Genomic DNA, 17241 nt, shown 5'->3' on the forward strand with positions numbered 1-17241 from the left:
TTCGTGCGCTGCGCTGGTCCGCGGAGCGCGGCGTTGCGGGTGTCCCGGCATACGGTGCCGGGCACGGCATGACAGAGCAGTCCGTGGCGTGTCGCCTGTCGCGGACGCTCCGTTCGAGACGATCAACGTCGTCAACGACGCGTTCGGGACATCGCCGCGGGCGGTGGCCCCCTTCACTGCGGTGAGCGCCGGTAAGGAGTCCTTCACGGACCCGAGGTGCGCCCGGCGGAGATCGAATTCACTGCGTCAACGGTGAGAATGCGGATTGACAGATGCCGGGAAAAATGGTGGCGGCGGATTGCCGGCGCGGTTTCCGTGGCCGTGGATCGGGTGTACGGTGGGGGTCGCCGGGAGAGGTGATCGGTCTTCTGTCAAGCGTCGAAGGGATGGATTTCGCCGTCGGCGCCTAACTGGACCAGACCACTTGCGCCGCCGGTCCGCAGGTCCGCTGTCGTCGCCGAACATCCCTGCCACGGCGGAAAGTCGGGGCGGTCGGCGAGGCGCGGAAGCCGCCGATCCGGGGAGCGGCGGGAGAATAGTCCGAACCGCGCCATAACGCGGGGCATAATATGGCCGTTCAGTGCCGATCGACCTAATGCGTGCGGCCGAACAGCGTCAAGCATTCTGTTCAGTTGACATTCATGTTTATAAGCTCATACTTTGCTCCTGCTGTTCAGGCAGAAAACCCTTCCTCTAGGAGCAAGCGTGAAACGCGCAGCAGGACTGTTATCGGCGGCGTGCTTGGCGGCCCTTTCCATTCAAGCGATCACCGTCGCCGCCGAGGCGGCGCCACCGCCCGCACCGGGCCCCAACTCCGTGGCACTCGCCGTCGCGGCCGCCGACCGGGCGGCCGACTCCGGACTCGACGCGCTCCACAAGAGCGCCGACGAGCAGTTCAGAAGAGTGAACGTCTATCAGGGCGGTGTTCCCGGTAAACGGGACCTGTTCTACGTCTCGTACGACCGGACCTACAAGGGACTCCCGGTCATCGGCGGGGACGCCGTGGTCGCCACCGACAACGCGGGCAAGGTGCTCGACACCATGGCGGCCCCGAAGGCCGATCTCACCGTGGACACCGTCCCGAAGCTGACCGGCGACCAGGCCGCGGCCATCGCGAAGACCACGTTGTCGCAAGTGGACAGTGTGGTGGGCAGCACGCTTTCGGTGCTGGCCGACGGCAGCGGCAAGCTGGTCTTCGAGACCGTGCTCACCGGCCACAAGGCGGGCAACATCCCCAGCAGGCCGCACGTCTACGTCGACGCCCACACCGGCGCCGTCGTCGGCAGCCGCGACGATTCCTCCGCCGGGCGCGGCACGAGCGAGTGGAACGGCCCGAACCCGCTGACCATCGACACCAGCAACAACAGCACGGTCGACCCGAAGCGGTCCGGTGTGCGCTGTGTCGACTACAGCAGCAAGCAGCCCTTCACCAACGCCAACGACACCTTCGGCAACGGCAACGCCAGCAGCAAGGAAACCGGCTGCGTCGACGTGCTCTGGTCCACCCAGCACGAATGGGACATGCTCAAGGCGTGGCTGGGCCGCAACGGGATCGACGGCAACGGCCGCGGGGTGACCGTGCAGGTCGGGCTGAACGCGGTCAACGCCTACTGGACCGGTGACCACATCGAGATCGGGCACAACCAGGCCGGCAAGTGGATCGGGTCCATGGACGTGGTGGGCCACGAGCACGGGCACGCCATCGACCAGTACACCCCCGGCGGCGCCGGGCAGGAAGCCGGGCTCGGCGAGGCGACCGGGGACATCTTCGGCGCGCTGACCGAGGCCTACACCAACGAGCCGTCGCCGTACGACACCCCGGACTACACCGTCGGCGAGTCGGTCGACCTCGTCGGCAACGGGCCGATCCGCGACATGCGGGATCCCTCCCGGGTCAACAACGACCCCAACTGCTACTCCAGCTCGATCCCCGGCACCGAGGTGCACAAGGCCGCCGGCCCGCTGAACCACTGGTTCTACCTGCTGGCCGAGGGTTCGGCGAACAGCCCGACCTGCAACAGCTCCACGGTCAAGGGCATCGGCATCCAGAACGCCGGTCGCGTGTTCTACAACGCGATGCTGCTCAAGACCTCGGGCATGACCTACAAGCGTTACCGCACCGCCACGCTGACCGCGGCCAAGAACCTGGACCCGAGCTGTGCCCAGTTCAACTCGGTCAAGGCGGCCTGGGACGCGATCAGCCTGCCCGCCCAGTCCGGTGACCCGACCTGTGTCGGGACCCCGACCGACGACTTCGGCCTGACGCTCAACCCCGCGTCCGGCCAGGTCCAGGCGGGTGGCAAGGCGACCGCGACGGTCGCGACGACGACCACCTCGGGCAACCCGCAGACGGTGGCGCTCACCGCGACCGGGCAGCCCTCCGGCGTGAACATCCAGTTCAACCCGGCGTCGGTGACCTCGGGTCAGTCCTCGACGATGACGGTGGCCACGACGGCGTCGGTGCCCGCGGGCACCTATCCGATCACCGTCAAGGGCGCGGGCAGCGCGACGCACACCGCGACGTACAACCTGACGGTGGGCGGTAAGCCGCCGGAGAACGACTTCTCGCTCACGCTCGACCCGGCGGCGGCGACCGTCAAACCCGGCGACGCCGCGGCCTCGACCGTGGGGACGAAGACGACCGCCGGTACGGATCAGACGGTCACTTTGAGCGCATCGGGCCTGCCTTCCGGGGCCACCGCGGCCTTCGATCCGGCCTCGGTCACCTCCGGTGGTTCGGCCAAGCTGACCGTCACGACGTCGGCCACGACGGCGCCGGGGACCTACTCGATCACGGTGTCGGGCACGGGCTCGGTGACGCACACGGCCACGTTCACCCTGACCGTCGAGCAACAGGGCGGCTGTGGCGTGATCCAGGCGTGGAGCTCGAGCCAGGCCTACGCGCCGGGTGACGAGGTCTCGCACAACGGGCACAAGTGGAAGTCCACCTGGTACTCCGTCGGCGCCGAGCCTGGCGCACCGGAGTCGTGGGCGGTCTGGGAGGACGAAGGAGCCTGCTGACACCGGGAACACGATGAACGGACGGGGCGGTCGCCGGGCACGGTGGCCGCCCCGCCGCGTCCGCCGGTTACGCCGTTCGGGCTAGGCCCGGCGGCGTAGCCGGTATCGGCCGCTTTGCCGAGGTGCCGCCCGGTGGCCCGGACGTAGAGTGAGCCCGTGCTCGGCGAGCGGGTTGATTCGTGGATGCGGGGGCACGTACTGTCCGCCGATGCCGTGGCAGCACTCGTGCTCGCCGGTTCCAGTGTCCTTTTAGGACTTCAAATCGGCGCGGAATCCGGCTATTTCGTGCTGTCGCTGCTGTTGACCGTTCCGCTCGCGTTGCGCAGGCGCGCACCGGTGCTGTGCGCGGCGCTGGTGTCGGCCGCCGCGTTCGCCCAGTGGCTGACCGTTCGCGACAGCATCGGCGCGCTCCCCGCCGATGTGGCCGTGCCGATCGCGGTCCACGCGGCGGTGGCCCACGGCCCGGTGTGGGCGGGCAGGCTCGCGACGGCGGCCGGTCTGCTCGGCGCCGCGCTGGGCGGGTGGAGCTGGCCGCAGCTGCCGGTCCCGGTGTCGCTGCACGTCGTCCTCGGCGCTTTGCTCGGCAGCACCGTGGTGGCGGCGTGGGCCGTCGGCGTCCTGCACCGGGTCCGGCGCAGGCAGCTGGACATGCTCGCCGAGCGGGCCAGGCTCCTGGAGGTCGAGCGTGATCAGCGGGCCCGGCTCGCCGTGCTGGGGGAGCGGACCCGGATCGCCCGCGAGATGCACGACGTCGTCGCGCATTCGCTAGCGGTGGTGATCGCCCAGGCGGACGGCGGGCGGTACGCGGCGGCGTCGTCGCCGGAGGCCGGGAGGTCGGCGCTCGAGACGATCGGGGAACACGCGCGGCAAGCACTCGGGGAAGTGCGGCGGGTGCTCGGCGTGCTCCGGAACGACTCCGGCGAGTCCGTCGCGCCTCAGCCGGGCGCGGCGGACGTGCGGGCCCTCGTCGACCGGGTGCGGGCCGGTGGGCTCGACGTCCGGCTGAGCATGGACCTCCCGGCGCCCGTCGAGCCCGCCCTCGGGCTGGTGGTGTACCGGATCGTGCAGGAGGGACTGACCAACGTGCTCAAGCACGCGGGCCGGGGCGCCCGCGCGGAGGTGTCGCTGCGCTGGGAAGACGGCGGGCTCGCGGTCGACGTGCGGGACGAGGGCGGCACACCGCTCGCCGCCGCGGGCCCTGGCGGCGGTTACGGCCTGGCCGGGATGCGGGAACGTGCCGGGGCACACGGCGGCACCGTGACCTTCGGCCGGCGGCCCGGTGGCGGGCACGTGCTCAGCGCCCGGATCCCGGTGCCGTCGTGACCGTCCGGGTGGTGCTGGTCGAGGACCAGGAACTCGTGCGGGCCGGATTCCGGATGGTGCTCGACTCCCAGCCGGACCTGACCGTGGTGGGCGAGGCGGGGGACGGCCTGGCCGGGGTGCGGGAGGTCCGCCTGCGGCGTCCGGACGTGGTCGTGATGGACGTGCGGATGCCGGTGCTCGACGGCCTGGAGGCGACCCGCCGGGTGCTGGCGCTCCCCGAACCGCCGAAGGTCCTCGTGCTCACCACGTTCGACGTCGACGAGCACGCGCTGGCGGCGCTGCGAGCGGGGGCGAGCGGGTTCCTGCTCAAGGACGCGGCTCCCGGCGACCTGCTCGCCGCGGTGCGGACGGTATACGCCGGGGACGCCGTGCTGGCGGCGCCGACCACCCGAAGACTGCTGGAGCGGCTGGCGCCCGCGCTCGACCCGGACGCGGCGCGGCTGGCCGCGACATTGACCGGACGCGAACGAGAGGTCCTGGTGGCGATGGCCCGGGGCCTCTCGAACGCCGAGATCGCCGGGGATCTGGTGGTGGCGGAGGGAACGGTGAAGACGCACGTGCGCAACGTCCTGGCCAAACTGCGGGTCCGCGACCGGGTGCAGGCGGTGGTCATGGCCTACGAGGCGGGCGTCGTCCGGCCCGGGGACCGGTGACGCCCGCCGTGGGCTCAGGCTCGGGCGCAGATCCGGTCGGCGGCGGGCAGGAAACCGCCGAGCAGATAACCCAGGACCGTCTCGTCGACACAGCGGGTGGCGGCGCCGGGTTCGGAAAGGAGGTACACGCCGTGCCGGAACGCGCGGTCGAGGGTGACCATCCGCGAGCCCGTGAGGGCCCGGTGCAGTACCCGCTGACCGGGGTACGGGGTCGCCGGATCGCCGGTGGCGCCCACCAGCAGCGCGGCGTGGCCGGTGCCGATCCGGGTCGGGGCCTCGACCGGGGCCGCGGGCCAGAACGCGCACGGGGTGATGTGGCGGGCCAGCGGGCCGTACCTCGGCTCGGTGGCCAGATGCGCCTGGATGTCGCGGTAGTACGTCCCGGGATCGTGTGACGCCGCCCGATCCGCGCACTGGTTCGCGATCGTGGCGCTGAAACCGAAGTCCGGGAGCACCTCGGAACTGGTGTACAGCGCCAGTTTCCACTCCTGGGCGGGAGTCGGCGTGACCGCGATTCCCCGCGCCGCGTCGCGCAGCACCCGCACCTGGGCACTGAATTCCGCGTATGCCGCGTCACTGTCGCTGACCGTGAGCAGCAGTCCGGGAACCATGGCCGCGTCGACCTGGTGGCTTCCGACCCGCAGCGGGGCACGGGCGGCCGACCGTCCGATGTGGTCGATGGTGGCCAGTACCGCGGGCACGCTGTCGCCGAGGCCGTATTTTCCATTGTGGAGGGAGGCCCAGTGTGCCCAGTCCGCCAGCGCGGCGGCGTCGGCGGGCGCGGTCTCGCGGGTCAGGCCGGGGCCCGCGGCGTCGGGGGAGGCGGCGCTGTCGAGCACGACCCGGTCGGCGCGGCCGGGGAACAGCTGGAGGTACACCGCGCCGAGATAGCTGCCGAAGGACCAGCCCAGGTACGAGATCCGCGGTTCGCCGAGCGCGGCACGCACCACGTCCAGATCGCGGGCCATGGCACGGGTCGAGGCGTGGGGGAGCAGGTCGCGCTGCGGCGCGCACCGGGACGCCAGATCCTTCGCGGTGGCCACACTCCGCCCGAACGTCGCGCGGTCCGGGGTGGCGAGTTGCGCGCTGCGCAGGTAAAGCCCGGTGGGCCAGCCGCATTCCAGCGGTGTGCTGCGGCCGAAGAACCGGGGGTCGATCCCGACGAGGTCGTACCGCGCCGCGAGCTCCGGGGCGCTTCGCGGAATCTCGGGTGGCAGGCCCTGTGCGAGCAGGGTGACCCCGTCCCGTGAAGGACCCGGCCCGCCGGTGTTGACCACCAGCGTGCCGATCCGGTGCGCGGGATCGGTGGCGGCTCGCCGGGCCACCGCCACCGAGATCGTGCGCCCGCCGGGGGCGGCGTAGTCCAGCGGGACGGTGACCTCGCCGCAGCGTGCCCCGGCCGCGTCGAGCCGCGCGCCCGTCTCGTCCCCGTCGCCGGTGCGGCAGCCGTGCCAGGCGATCGTCTGCCGCTCGAACCGGGTCATGCCGTCCGTGGCGGCGGAAGCACCCGCCGTGACGGTGAGCAGCCCGCCGGAAACGAGTGTCCACACCAGCGTGTGCCGGAACGGTTTCATCGTGCCTCCGAAGTCGGAAAGTCGTTGCTGTCACGGGAAAACGCTATGGCGGGACGGAACCGCCGGACATCTGCCGCGCGACGGAGATTCACCGCCCCGCTCTCTGTCCGCAGGCAGAGCCGGAACCCAGGGACGCCCTTGTCGCAACCGGCCGCGGTTCGCCGGGTCGTCTTGACGCGTGCCGATTCCCGGCCTAGTGTCTCCACTTCAGACAGGCACAGACGAAGAGCCACTGTCAGCGGTCTTCGTCGTGTCTGTTTTTTTCGTGTCGGATCGCTGACAGCCAGCGCAGAAAGTTGGCGGTCCATGAGTTCACCGGCGGTCGCAACGTCGCGATCGATTTCGAACGTTTCGCAGGTCACCGCGCTGATCAACAGTCTGTCGAAGCTGCCGCGCAAGGCGAACCTGCTGTGGTACCTGGTGCTGGGCGGTCTGTTCCTGGACGCCTATTCGAACGCCGCGCTCGGCGCGGGCCTCTCGCCGATGACCAAGGAGCTGACGCTCAGCCCCGCGCAGGTCGGCGTGCTCACCGCGACCGCGCCCGCGATCGCCATCCTGTTCAACCCGGCGGGCGGCTGGCTGGCGGCCCGCATCGGCCGGGTCAAGCCGCTGATCGCCGCGAAGGCGATCGCGGCGCTCGGCGCCGTGCTCACCGCCACCGCGGGCAGTTTCGAGGCGGTCTGGTTCGGGCGCGGGCTGGTCGGCATCGCCTACGGCATCGACTTCGCGGTGGCGATGGCGCTGCTCGCCGAGTACACGCCGGCGAAGCTGCGCGGACGGCTCAACCTGTGGCAGTCCGTCTGGTACGTCGCGACCACGGTGAACCTGGCGCTGACGCTGCTCTTCTACAACCTCGGTGTTTCGGTGGAGATCTGGCGCTGGTCGGTCGGTTCCGCCGGGGTTTTCGCGATCGCGTTGCTGGTGCTGCAGGTCGTGTTCCTCGCCGAAAGCCCGTCGTGGCTGGCGACCAAGGGACGGTTGCCCGAAGCGGCGAAAAGCCTCCGGCGGATCTACGGTTTCGAGGTGACCCCGGGAACCGCCGCGGACGAGGACGTCCCGGTCCAGGAACAGAAGATCGGGTTCCGGCAGGCGGGCGTGCTGTTCCGTAAGCCCTATCTGCCGCGTACCTTCCTGTCCACGGCGATCTCGCTGACCCAGTCCATGCAGTACTTCGCCGTCGGCTGGTACCTGCCGGTGATCAGCCTGGCGATCTTCGGCCAGCAGTTCCAGACGGCCACACTCGGGTCGATGATCTTCAACGTCGCCGGGATCGTCGGCGGCGCGCTCTCGGCGTACTTCGGCCGCAGGATCGGGCTGCGCGTCAGCTCCGCGATCGGGTACGCCTTCGCGTTCGCCATCCTGCTGGTGATGGGGCTCGGCTTCGGCAAGCTCCCGATCGCGATCGGGTTCCTGCTGCCGTTCCTGTTCATCTTCTTCCACTCGGCGGGCCCCGGCGCGAACGGCAAGTCGATCGCGGCGCTGTCCTACCGCAGTGACATCCGCACCCTCGGCACCGGCGTGACCGGCATGCTCGGCAGCTTCGGCAGCGTGATCGGGCTGTACGTGTTCCCGCAGATCAAGGAGGCGCTGGGGCTCGGCCCGACGATCGCGCTGCTCGCGGTGGTGCCGTTCCTCGGCCTCGTCTCCTGCCTGATCGTGCGGTGGGACCCGACCCGCAGCGGTGTCGACCCCGACGACGAGGAGATCGACATCAAGTTCGCCGGGAGCGCGGCATGACGCGGCGCGGAATCCTGGCCGTCGACGAGGGATCGACGGGCACGCGGGCGGCTGTGGTCGGCGAGGACGGCGTATGCGGGCCGTCGTTCTACACCGCCATCGACGTGGTCCACCCCGAACCGTCCCGAGTGGAGCAGGACGCGGAGCAGTTGCTGCGGCACACCGTCGACGTCGCCCGGCAGGCCGTGGCCTGGGCGGGGGAGAACGACGTCGAGATCGCCGGGATGTCGGTGTGCACCCAGCGGGCGACCGCGATCCTGTGGGACCGCGAGACCGGGCGCCCGCTGGCTCCGGCCGTGGTGTGGCAGGACACCCGGTACGCCGCCGAGCTGGCGAAGCTGGCACCGGACTGGGATCCGGTCCTGTGGGCGAGAACGGGCCGTCCGGTCGGTACCCGTGCGCCGTTCCTGTGGGCCGCGAGGCTGCTCGACCAGCTCGACGTGCCCGCGGACCGTGTGCTGTTCGGGTCGGTCGACACCTGGCTCGTCTGGCACCTGAGCGGTCGTGAGCGGTACGCGATTTCGGCGACCAACGCTGTCGCGTTCGGTGGCTATCGGCTGCGCGAGCATGCCTGGGATCAGGAATGGCTGGCACAGCTGGGTTTTCCGGCCGAGCTGGCACCGCCGCCACTCGACGACGACGGCGACTTCGGGTACACCGACCCGGAACTGCTCGGCATCCGCGTGCCGATCGCGGCGGTGATGGGCGACCAGCACGCCTCGCTGATCGCCCTCGGCGCCCTGACCCCGGGGCAGGGGACCTGCGTGCACGGCACCGGCACGTTCGTCGGCGCGCTCGTCGGTGACGAACCGCCGGACGGTCTCGGTGAGCTGGACGGCGTGCTGTGCCTGGTCGGCTGGCGCAGCGCGGGGCACAGCCGATTCAGCCTGGAGGCCTACACCTCGACCACCGGGTCCGCGCTGCGCTGGCTCACCGAGGATCTCGGGCTGTTCGGTTCGGCGGCCGAGATCAGCGCGCTGGCGGCGGGGCAGCCGAGCAGCGAGACGACCTGGTTCGTGCCCACGCTGGCCGGGCTGCGCACGCCGGTGCTGCGGCCCGACGCGCGCGGGCTGCTGGTCGGGCTGAGCCTGGCGACCACGCGCGAGGTGCTGGCGCGCGTGGTGCTCGACGGGATCGCGCACGCGGTGAGCGACACCGTCGACGCGCTGCGGGCGACCATGAAGCGGCCGCTGACCCACCTCCGGGTCGGCGGCGGGCTGGCCGCCAGCGACGCGCTGCTCCAGAGCCAGGCCGATTTCGCCGGGGTGCCGATCGAGCGGGTGGCCGATTCGGCGACCGCCAGCCTGCGTGGTGCGGCCTACCTCGCCGGTACCCGGCTCGGGGTGTGGCCGTCGCTGGCCGAGGCCGCCGCCCAGCGGAAGCCGGGCGAGGTGTTCGAGCCCCGGCTTCCCGAAGACGACCGGCGGGAACTGCGCGCACGCTGGCAGGACGTGCTCGCGACTTCCTTGTCGTGACAGCCCTGTCCTGACCGTCCTGTTCATACTGTCCTTAGTGGACGTTTCAAGCGGTCCCGGCGCCGTCCGGGTCCTGTCCTGAGTGGAGAGACAAGCTCATGTTCACACTGCCGTCCCGACGGCCGAACGCCGTCGCCGCGAGGGCGACTCTTTCCGCGCCACTGCGGCTGGATCGCCGCGACGCGCTGAGGAGTCTCGACACCGGCACCTTCGACGTGCTGGTGATCGGGGGTGGCGTCACCGGCGCCTACACCGCGCTGGACGCCGCCTCCCGTGGCCTGAAGGTGGCCCTGGTGGAGCGCGACGACTTCGCGTCCGGGACGTCGTCGAAATCGTCCAAGATGGTCCATGGCGGGCTGCGCTACATCGAGCAGGGAAACCTCGATCTGGTCCGGCATTCGCTGCTGGAACGTCAGCGGTTCCGCCGCAACGCCCCGCATCTGGTGCAGCGCCTGCCGTTCCTGTTCCCGATCCTGGCCAAGGACGGCGTGTTCGACGCGCGCATCGCCAAGGCCTTCGAGAGTCTGTTGTGGACATACGACCTCGCGGGCGGCTGGCGGATCGGCAAGCTGCACCAGCGGCTCACCGTCGACGAGGTGCTGGCGCACGCCCCGACGTTGCGCGCGGACAACCTCAAGGGCGGGCTGATGTACTACGACAGCCGTGCCGACGACGCCCGGCTGACGCTGGCGATCGTGCGCAGCGCGGCCCGCTACGGCGCCGTCGTGGCCAACGGCGCGGAGGTGACCGGCCTGCACACCTCCGGCGGGCGGGTCACCGGTGCCACGGTCGAGGCCGGCGGCGAGCGGATCGACGTCCGCGCCAGGGTCGTGGTCAACGCGACCGGGGTGTGGGCCGACAGCGTCGACGGCATGGCCGATGACGGCCATCGGCCGCAGGTGCGTCCGGCCAAGGGCGTCCACATCGTGCTGCCGTGGTCGAAGATCCGCAACGACTGCACGGTCACCGTGCCCATCCCGGGCCGCGCGCGGCGCGCGACCTGCACCCGCTGGGGCGACGTCGTCGTGGTCGGCACCACCGACACCGACTACGACGGCTCGACCGACGACGTGCACTGCACCCGCGAGGAGATGGAGTTCCTGCTCGAAGGCGCCACGATCGCCTTCGACACCAAGCTGGACGCCGACGACGTGCTGGGCAGCTACGCCGGCCTGCGCCCGCTGGTCGGCGGCAAGGAGGGCGCGACGCTGGACATGCGGCGCGACCACCACATCACCGTGTCCGCGGGCATGGTCACGGTGACCGGCGGCAAGCTCACCACGAGCAGGCACATGGGCGAGCTGGTCGTCGACAAGGCGCTCGGCCTGCTCGGCCGGAAAGCCCGCTGCCGCACCAAGAACCTGCCGCTGGTCGGCGGTGCGGGCTACGACGCGGAGGCCACCGCCGCGACCGGCGGTATCGCCGCCCACCTCGGTGGCCGCTACGGCACCGAGGCGCGTTTCGTCAGCGCGCTCGTCGACGAGGACCCGTCGCTGGGCGAGCCGCTGATCCCGGGACAGCCGCACCTCAAGGCCGAGGTCGTGTTCGCGGCCCGCTCGGAGATGGCGCGTTCGGTGGACGACGTGCTGTCCCGGCGCACCCGGCTGCGGCTGTTCGCCAGGGACGCTTCGGCCGAAGCCGCGCCGCTGGTGGGCGAACTGCTCGGCACGGAACTCGGCCTCGGCCAGGAAACCGTGGCCGCGCAAGTGAAGGAGTACCGGGCGGGCGTCGCCCGGGAGAAGTCGATCCTGTTCGGAGACAACCTGTTGGGAGACAACGCATGATCAGCCGCCAGACGATCACCCACCCGTTCAACCGGGGCAACTACGTGGTCGGCGCGCCGACGCCGCCGCGCTGGGGCGCCCGCACCGCGCCGGGCCAGGGCGACGCGTCGCTGCAGACGTCCACTGTGGACGTCCCGACGGCGCTGACCGACGCCCTGCGCGGCCTGGCGGACGCGGTGTACACCGACCGCGACGAGGTCGTGCTGCGGACCCGTGACTGGTGGGCGGGCGCGATGATCGGTGAGACCGCGGACGCTCCGGCGACCCCGGACGCGGTGATCGCCGAGGTGAGCACGGTGGAGCAGATCCAGGCCGTGGTCCGGCTGTGCGGCGAGCACCGCGTGCCGCTGACCGTGTCCGCCGGGCGCAGCAACGTCACCGGCGCCGCGCTGCCGGTGTACGGCGGCGTCGTGCTGGATGTCTGCCGCCTCAACGAGATCGTCTCCTACGACGCCGCCTCACAGATCGTCGAGGTGCAGGCCGGCATGTTCGGCGACCTCTTCGAAAAGGAGCTGCAGGAGGTCCACGGCGCGACCACCGGGCACTGGCCCTCGGCGTTCGCGATGTCCACTGTGGGCGGTTGGGTGGCCTGCCGCGGCGCGGGCCAGCTGTCCACCCGCTACGGCAAGATCGAGGACATGGTCGTCGGCCTCGACGTCGTGCTCGCCGACGGCACGCTGGCCCGCTTCGGCGACTATCCGCGCGCGGCCACCGGCCCGGACCTGCGCCAGCTGTTCGTCGGCTCGGAGGGCACGCTCGGCGTTATCACGTCGGTGCGCCTGCGCACGCACCCGTTGCCGGACTACTCGAAGGCCATCGCGTACGGCTTCGAGACGTTCGCCGAGGGGCTGGACGCCTGCCGCCGGATCATGCAGCGCGGCGCGACCCCGGCCGCGATGCGGCTCTACGACAAGCTGGAGAGCGGAACGCACTTCGGGCAGCCGGACACCAACCTGCTGCTCATCGCCGACGAGGGCGACCCGGTGCTGGTCGATGCCATGATCAAGGTGAGCGCCGAGGAATGCGCCGCCACTGGGTCCGAAATGGACAGTCAGCCGGTGTTCGAGCGCTGGCTCGACGAGCGCATGCTGGTCGGCAAGTCGGCCGACGGGTTCACCCCGGGGCCCGGGTTCGTCGCCGACACGCTGGAGATGGCCGGTTCGTGGGCCGCGCTGCCCGCGATCTACGACGAGGTGGTGGCCGCGATCGAAGCCGTGCCGGGCACGCTCCGGGCGTCCGCGCACCAGTCGCACGCCTACACCGACGGCGCCTGCCTGTACTTCTCGCTGCGCGGCGACGTCGAGCCGGAAAAGCGGCGGCACTGGTACCGCTCGGCGTGGGACGCGGCCAACGCCGTGCTCGTGCGCCACGGTGCGGCGCTCAGCCACCACCACGGCTCGGGCCTGCTGCGCGGGCCGTACCTGCCGGACGCGCTCGGCACCGGCTTCGGCACGTTCGTCGACGTCAAGCGGGCGCTGGACCCGCACGGGCTGCTCAACCCCGGCAAGCTCGGCCTGCCCAGCGACCTGGGCCCGAACCCGCTGGACTCGGCGGGCTGACGCGGCGGCCGGGCACTGTGGACGGGCACTGTGAAACGGTGGGCGCCATGAACGAGAGGATCACGGCGGCGTTCGAGGACGTCCCGGTGTGTGCTTCGGTGGTGGGTTCCGCCCGGGTGCCGGACTTCGTGAAGGCGGCGTCCCGGGTCGGGATCCTGGCGTCGGTCCCGGTCGGGCAGCTGCCGAAGATCGTGTCGCTGCTGGCCGGGCTGGACAAGCTCGTGTTCGTCAACATCGACTCGTGCCCCGGGCTGGCCACCGACCGCGGCGGCGTCGACTTCCTGCAGGAGATCGGGGCGGCGGGGGTGGTCAGCACCCGGGTCGCCCCGATCGAACGGGGCCGGGCGCTGTCGCTGCTGACCATGCACAAGGTGTTCGTCACCGACCGGTCGAACCTGAACCGGAGCCTGGAGGCGGTCAAGCGCAGCGGGCCCGATCTGGTGGAGCTGATGCCCGCGCCGATCATCCCCTGGATGTCGGCACAGGCCCGGGAAGTCCTGTCACCCTTCGTCGCGGCCGGTTTCGTCACCGACCGCGACGGGGTGGCGCATTCACTGGCGATGGGCGCGCTGGCCGCCGCGTCGTCCGATTCGGGACTGTGGTCGCTGACCCGGTCCCGGCTACGTGCGGGAGAACAATGAGTTTCGTAGTGGTGGCCCGGTATGTGACCGCGGAGCGGGACCGGGTCGTCGAACTGCTCGGGCCGATGGCCGAGGCGTCGCGGCGCGAGCCCGGCTGCCGCCGATACACCGTCCACACGGGAATCGAGGAGGGCGTCGTGGTGATCGTCGAGGAGTACGACACCGAACAGGACTTCACCGAGCACTGCGCGTCGGAGCACTTCAAGCGGATCGTGCTCGGCGAGGTCGTGCCGCTGCTGGCCGACCGGCAGGTCACCCGCTGCGTCCCGGCAGGGGAGCGGTGATGCGCGTCCGTGGCGCGGTACTGCGCGAGGTCGGCAAGCCGCTGGAGATCGAGACGCTGACGCTGGACGCGCCGGGGCCGGGCGAGTTGCTGGTCCGCGTGCGCGCGGCCGGACTGTGTCATTCGGACCTGTCGGTGATCAACGGGTCGCGCCCGCGTCCGGTGCCGATGGTGCTCGGCCACGAAGCCGCCGGTGAGGTCGTCGAGGCGGGGCCGGGCAGCGATTTCGTCCCGGGCGAGCACGTCGTGCTGACGTTCGTGCCGTCGTGTGGCGACTGCGGCCCGTGCACCGCCGGACGTCCCGCCCTGTGTGTCCCGGGCGCCGCCGCGAACCGGGACGGCACCCTGCTCGGCGGGGACGTCCGGTGGTCGTCCCCGGTGGGGCGCCCGCTGCACCACCTCGGCGTGTCGGCCTTCGCCGAGTACGTCGTCGTGTCCGCCCGCTCGGCTGTGCGGGTCGACAAGACGCTGCCGTTCGAGATCGCCGCGCTGTTCGGCTGTGCGGTGCTGACCGGCGCCGGTGCGGTGTTCAACGCGGCGGACGTCCGTCCCGGCGACAGCGTGGTCGTGTTCGGTCTCGGCGGTGTCGGCCTCTCCGCGCTGCTCGCCGCGAAGGCCGCCGGTGCGTCCACGTTGATCGCTGTCGACCCGGTCGCCGAGAAGCGGGAGCTGGCTTCGTCACTCGGCGCCACCCGTGTCCTGGCCGGCGACGTCGCGGAGATCCGCGAGCTGACCGGCGGAGGCGCCGACCACGCCGTCGACACCACCGGAGTGGTCGCCGCTCTGGCCCAGGCCTACCAGGCGACCCGGCCGGGCGGGACCACGGTCACCGTCGGCCTGCCGGACCCGTCCGCCGAGCTGGCCCTTCCCGCGCAAAGCCTCGTCGCCGAGGAGAAAACCCTGCGCGGCAGCTACCTGGGCTCCTGCGTACCCCGGCGGGACGTGCCCCGGTTCATCGCGCTGTACCAGGCCGGTCTCCTGCCGGTGGAGGCGTTGCTGACCCACTCGATCACCCTCGACGAGATCAACGCGGGCTTCGACCGCCTGCATCGGGGTGGCGCCGTCCGCCAGGTGATCACCTTCTGACCCGGAGCGGGGTGCCGGTAGATTTCCCGTGTGGACACACGCACGGGCGGCGAGCTGATTTCCCTTTCCGGTGGCGAAGTGACGCTGTCGGACCGGCGGACGCAGCGCAGCTGGCCGGTCGCGCTGGAGCCGTACCTGCTGGGCGCGGTGCCGGTGACCCAGGCGTGGTACGCGGAGGTCACCGGCGCGCGGCCGAGTACGGCGCAGGGCGATGGATTGCCGGTCGAAAGTGTCTCGTGGCTGGACGCGGTCCGGTTCTGCAATGCCGCTTCCGAGCGCGAGGGCTTCACGCCCGCTTATCGCGTCGATGCCGAAGACGCCGAGTGGGACAACACCGCCGATGGATACCGGCTGCCGACCGAAGCCGAATGGGAGTTCGCGTGCCGCGCGGGCACGACCGGCGCCCGATATGGCGAACTCGACGAAATCGGCTGGCACCGCGGCAATTCCGGCGAGCGTGTGCACGAGGTGGGTGGGAAGCGGCCCAACGCGTGGGGCCTGTACGACATGCTCGGCAACGTCTGGGAATGGTGCTGGGACGTCTACGACGCCGAGGTCTACGGCAGCTACCGGGTGCTTCGCGGCGGCGGCTGGTTCGACGAACGCTGGAGCTGCCGGGCGTCGGTGCGCCGCCGCAGCCACCCGACCCTGCGGCTCGACGACGTCGGCTTCCGCGTCGCCCGGTCCTCAACGCCGTGAAGGACTCCTTACCGTCCATCCATGCCCCCGCCACCACCCTCAACGGGCGCGCTGCGCGCGGCAGTAGTGGATTCAAGCGCCGGTAAGGAGTCCTTCACGGCAGGAGAGATCAGGCGAGGGTGAGGCCGTAGGACTGGAGTTCCAGGGTCAGCGGGTAGAAGTAGCTGACGGTGGTGTTGCCGCCGGACAGCGTGCCGAGCCCGGTCGAGCCGTCGTAGGCGGGGCCGCCGGAGTCCCCGTGGTCCGTGTGCGCGGTGGTGCCGAATTCGTGCCGCAGCACGCCGACGTCGAAGTTCACGGTCTGGTCGACCGACTTGATGGTGCCGCCACCGCCGCCGGTGGTGGAACCCTGCTTCTGCATCCGCTCACCGACCCGCGGTGCCGCCGCGCGGGTGATCTTCTGCCCGGTGTTGATCTGGCCGGGGCCGGTGCCGTTCGGCCGGGTCAGGTAGCCGGAGTCGGCGCCGGGGCAGTCGCTGCGGACGATCCTGGCGCCGGTGACGTCGCCGCCGGACCAGGTCCCGCCGAGGTTGGTGCAGTGCCCGGCGGTGAGCAGGTACGGGGTGCTGCCCTTCTTGACGTTGAAGCCGAGCGAACAGCGAGCGCTGCTGTTGCGGATGGCGTCGCCGTCCTTGATGTGCAGTTCGAGCTTGCCCGTCTCGTGCTCGATCCGGACGCTGTCGCCGAGCCGGCTCGCGGCCTCGGTGACCTTCTTCGTGGTGGCCGGTGTGGCGGCGTCGAAGACGGTCACCACGACCTGGTTCGTGCTCGTGTCGATGCCCCACGCGGTCTGCGGCGCGGCGCCGATCCCGTCGAGGCTTTCCTTGACACTGGTCAGCGCGGTGAAGCTGTGGGCGACCTTCTTCGCGGTGAGCCCTGCGTCCCGTACGGTCTTCGCGGCGACGTCGTCGAGGACGGTGACGACCGCTTTCCCGTTGTCGAGGTAGAACCCGCCGGAGGCCGTGCCCAGCGCGTCGGTGACCTGGGTGGCCTGGGTGATCGACGCTTCCTGAAGCTGGGCGAAGGCCAGCGGGCCGGCGGTGGCCTGCTGCGCGCAGACGCCGGTGGTCAGTGCCGCGGTCGACAGGACGGCGAACGCGGCAAGGGTTTTCCGGGATGTCATGGGATCTCCAGTTGTGCCGGGTTGGAAGAAACACGACGGGATCACCCTGTTTGCCGGGGAAAGTGCACCGCTACCGACCAAGGTCGGGTCCCGGACGGTGAATCGCTCGAAAGGGGGGTTTCGGTCATAAAACGGTCGCGGCGGTACTACTCAATTAATGTCCGTCGTGCCACCGAAAGTGTGTGTGGTTTTCGTCCGGGTGAACGCGTCCCCCAGGGGCGCGGCGTCCGGAGTGGAGTGAGCGCCGCGCGAACGCCGGTCGCCGGGAGCAAACCCTGGCGGA

General features: G+C 70.9%; 13 protein-coding genes. 11 read left to right on the forward strand and 2 right to left on the reverse strand.

Going from position 1 to position 17241, the window contains the following annotated elements; all coding sequences use genetic code 11:
• Positions 1-705: 705 nt before the first annotated feature.
• From ACFW0G_RS13520 to ACFW0G_RS13530, 3 genes are all read left to right on the forward strand, one after another.
• Positions 706-3021 carry a M4 family metallopeptidase gene (locus ACFW0G_RS13520; RefSeq protein WP_378325406.1) on the forward strand — a complete coding sequence of 772 codons (2316 nt, stop codon included), beginning with the start codon at positions 706-708 and terminating at the stop codon, positions 3019-3021.
• 156 nt (positions 3022-3177) lie between these two features.
• Positions 3178-4344 carry a sensor histidine kinase gene (locus ACFW0G_RS13525; protein ID WP_378325407.1) on the forward strand — a complete coding sequence of 389 codons (1167 nt, stop codon included), beginning with the start codon at positions 3178-3180 and terminating at the stop codon, positions 4342-4344.
• Positions 4341-4997, forward strand: coding sequence for a response regulator (locus ACFW0G_RS13530; protein ID WP_378325409.1), 657 nt, complete (start codon positions 4341-4343; stop codon positions 4995-4997). The genes ACFW0G_RS13525 and ACFW0G_RS13530 overlap by 4 nt, the downstream gene beginning before the upstream one ends.
• A gap of 14 nt (positions 4998-5011) precedes the next feature.
• Here ACFW0G_RS13530 and ACFW0G_RS13535 read toward each other — a convergent pair whose 3' ends face one another.
• On the reverse strand, positions 5012-6571 hold the full coding sequence (locus ACFW0G_RS13535; RefSeq protein WP_378325410.1) for an alpha/beta fold hydrolase: 1560 nt from the start codon (positions 6569-6571) through the stop codon (positions 5012-5014).
• Positions 6572-6877: 306 nt separating this feature from the next.
• Here ACFW0G_RS13535 and ACFW0G_RS13540 point away from each other — a divergent pair, with 306 nt between their 5' ends.
• The 8 genes from ACFW0G_RS13540 (at position 6878) to ACFW0G_RS13575 (ending at position 15835) form a co-directional block, all read left to right on the forward strand.
• Positions 6878-8308, forward strand: a complete 1431-nt coding sequence (locus ACFW0G_RS13540) for an MFS transporter (RefSeq protein WP_378325411.1) — start codon at positions 6878-6880, stop codon at positions 8306-8308.
• The gene (locus tag ACFW0G_RS13545) at positions 8305-9783 is read left to right on the forward strand and encodes an FGGY family carbohydrate kinase (RefSeq protein WP_378325412.1); all 1479 of its coding nucleotides are present in this window, start codon (positions 8305-8307) and stop codon (positions 9781-9783) included. Before ACFW0G_RS13540 ends, ACFW0G_RS13545 begins: the two co-directional genes overlap by 4 nt.
• Positions 9784-9881: 98 nt before the next feature.
• On the forward strand, positions 9882-11567 hold the full coding sequence (locus ACFW0G_RS13550) for an FAD-dependent oxidoreductase (RefSeq protein ID WP_378325414.1): 1686 nt from the start codon (positions 9882-9884) through the stop codon (positions 11565-11567).
• Positions 11564-13126, forward strand: a complete 1563-nt coding sequence (locus tag ACFW0G_RS13555) for an FAD-binding oxidoreductase (RefSeq protein ID WP_378325416.1) — start codon at positions 11564-11566, stop codon at positions 13124-13126. Before ACFW0G_RS13550 ends, ACFW0G_RS13555 begins: the two co-directional genes overlap by 4 nt.
• A 47-nt stretch (positions 13127-13173) precedes the next feature.
• Positions 13174-13767 carry a glycerol-3-phosphate responsive antiterminator gene (locus ACFW0G_RS13560; RefSeq protein WP_378325417.1) on the forward strand — a complete coding sequence of 198 codons (594 nt, stop codon included), beginning with the start codon at positions 13174-13176 and terminating at the stop codon, positions 13765-13767.
• Positions 13764-14051 carry a putative quinol monooxygenase gene (locus ACFW0G_RS13565; protein ID WP_378325418.1) on the forward strand — a complete coding sequence of 96 codons (288 nt, stop codon included), beginning with the start codon at positions 13764-13766 and terminating at the stop codon, positions 14049-14051. The genes ACFW0G_RS13560 and ACFW0G_RS13565 overlap by 4 nt, the downstream gene beginning before the upstream one ends.
• A complete protein-coding gene (locus ACFW0G_RS13570; RefSeq protein WP_378325419.1) occupies positions 14051-15136 on the forward strand; it encodes a zinc-binding dehydrogenase in 1086 nt (361 codons plus the stop codon). Before ACFW0G_RS13565 ends, ACFW0G_RS13570 begins: the two co-directional genes overlap by 1 nt.
• A 30-nt stretch (positions 15137-15166) precedes the next feature.
• Positions 15167-15835, forward strand: coding sequence for a formylglycine-generating enzyme family protein (locus ACFW0G_RS13575; protein WP_378325421.1), 669 nt, complete (start codon positions 15167-15169; stop codon positions 15833-15835).
• 109 nt (positions 15836-15944) lie between these two features.
• On the opposite strand, the gene ACFW0G_RS13580 is transcribed toward ACFW0G_RS13575, so the two are convergent.
• Positions 15945-16958, reverse strand: coding sequence for a S1 family peptidase (locus tag ACFW0G_RS13580; protein ID WP_378325422.1), 1014 nt, complete (start codon positions 16956-16958; stop codon positions 15945-15947).
• Between the last annotated feature and the right edge of the window lie 283 nt (positions 16959-17241).

It is taken from the genome of Amycolatopsis sp. NPDC058986, assembly GCF_042741125.1.
Lineage (GTDB): Bacteria > Actinomycetota > Actinomycetes > Mycobacteriales > Pseudonocardiaceae > Amycolatopsis.

What these genes read in the sequence shown, in the direction of transcription:
- ACFW0G_RS13535 (WP_378325410.1), bottom strand. Translation starts at nt 6,571, where the DNA reads ATGAAACCGTTCCGGCACACGCTGGTGTGGACACTCGTTTCCGGCGGG.
- ACFW0G_RS13540 (WP_378325411.1), top strand. Translation starts at nt 6,878, where the DNA reads ATGAGTTCACCGGCGGTCGCAACGTCGCGATCGATTTCGAACGTTTCG.
- ACFW0G_RS13545 (WP_378325412.1), top strand. Translation starts at nt 8,305, where the DNA reads ATGACGCGGCGCGGAATCCTGGCCGTCGACGAGGGATCGACGGGCACG.
- ACFW0G_RS13550 (WP_378325414.1), top strand. Translation starts at nt 9,882, where the DNA reads ATGTTCACACTGCCGTCCCGACGGCCGAACGCCGTCGCCGCGAGGGCG.
- ACFW0G_RS13555 (WP_378325416.1), top strand. Translation starts at nt 11,564, where the DNA reads ATGATCAGCCGCCAGACGATCACCCACCCGTTCAACCGGGGCAACTAC.
- ACFW0G_RS13560 (WP_378325417.1), top strand. Translation starts at nt 13,174, where the DNA reads ATGAACGAGAGGATCACGGCGGCGTTCGAGGACGTCCCGGTGTGTGCT.
- ACFW0G_RS13565 (WP_378325418.1), top strand. Translation starts at nt 13,764, where the DNA reads ATGAGTTTCGTAGTGGTGGCCCGGTATGTGACCGCGGAGCGGGACCGG.
- ACFW0G_RS13570 (WP_378325419.1), top strand. Translation starts at nt 14,051, where the DNA reads ATGCGCGTCCGTGGCGCGGTACTGCGCGAGGTCGGCAAGCCGCTGGAG.
- ACFW0G_RS13580 (WP_378325422.1), bottom strand. Translation starts at nt 16,958, where the DNA reads ATGACATCCCGGAAAACCCTTGCCGCGTTCGCCGTCCTGTCGACCGCG.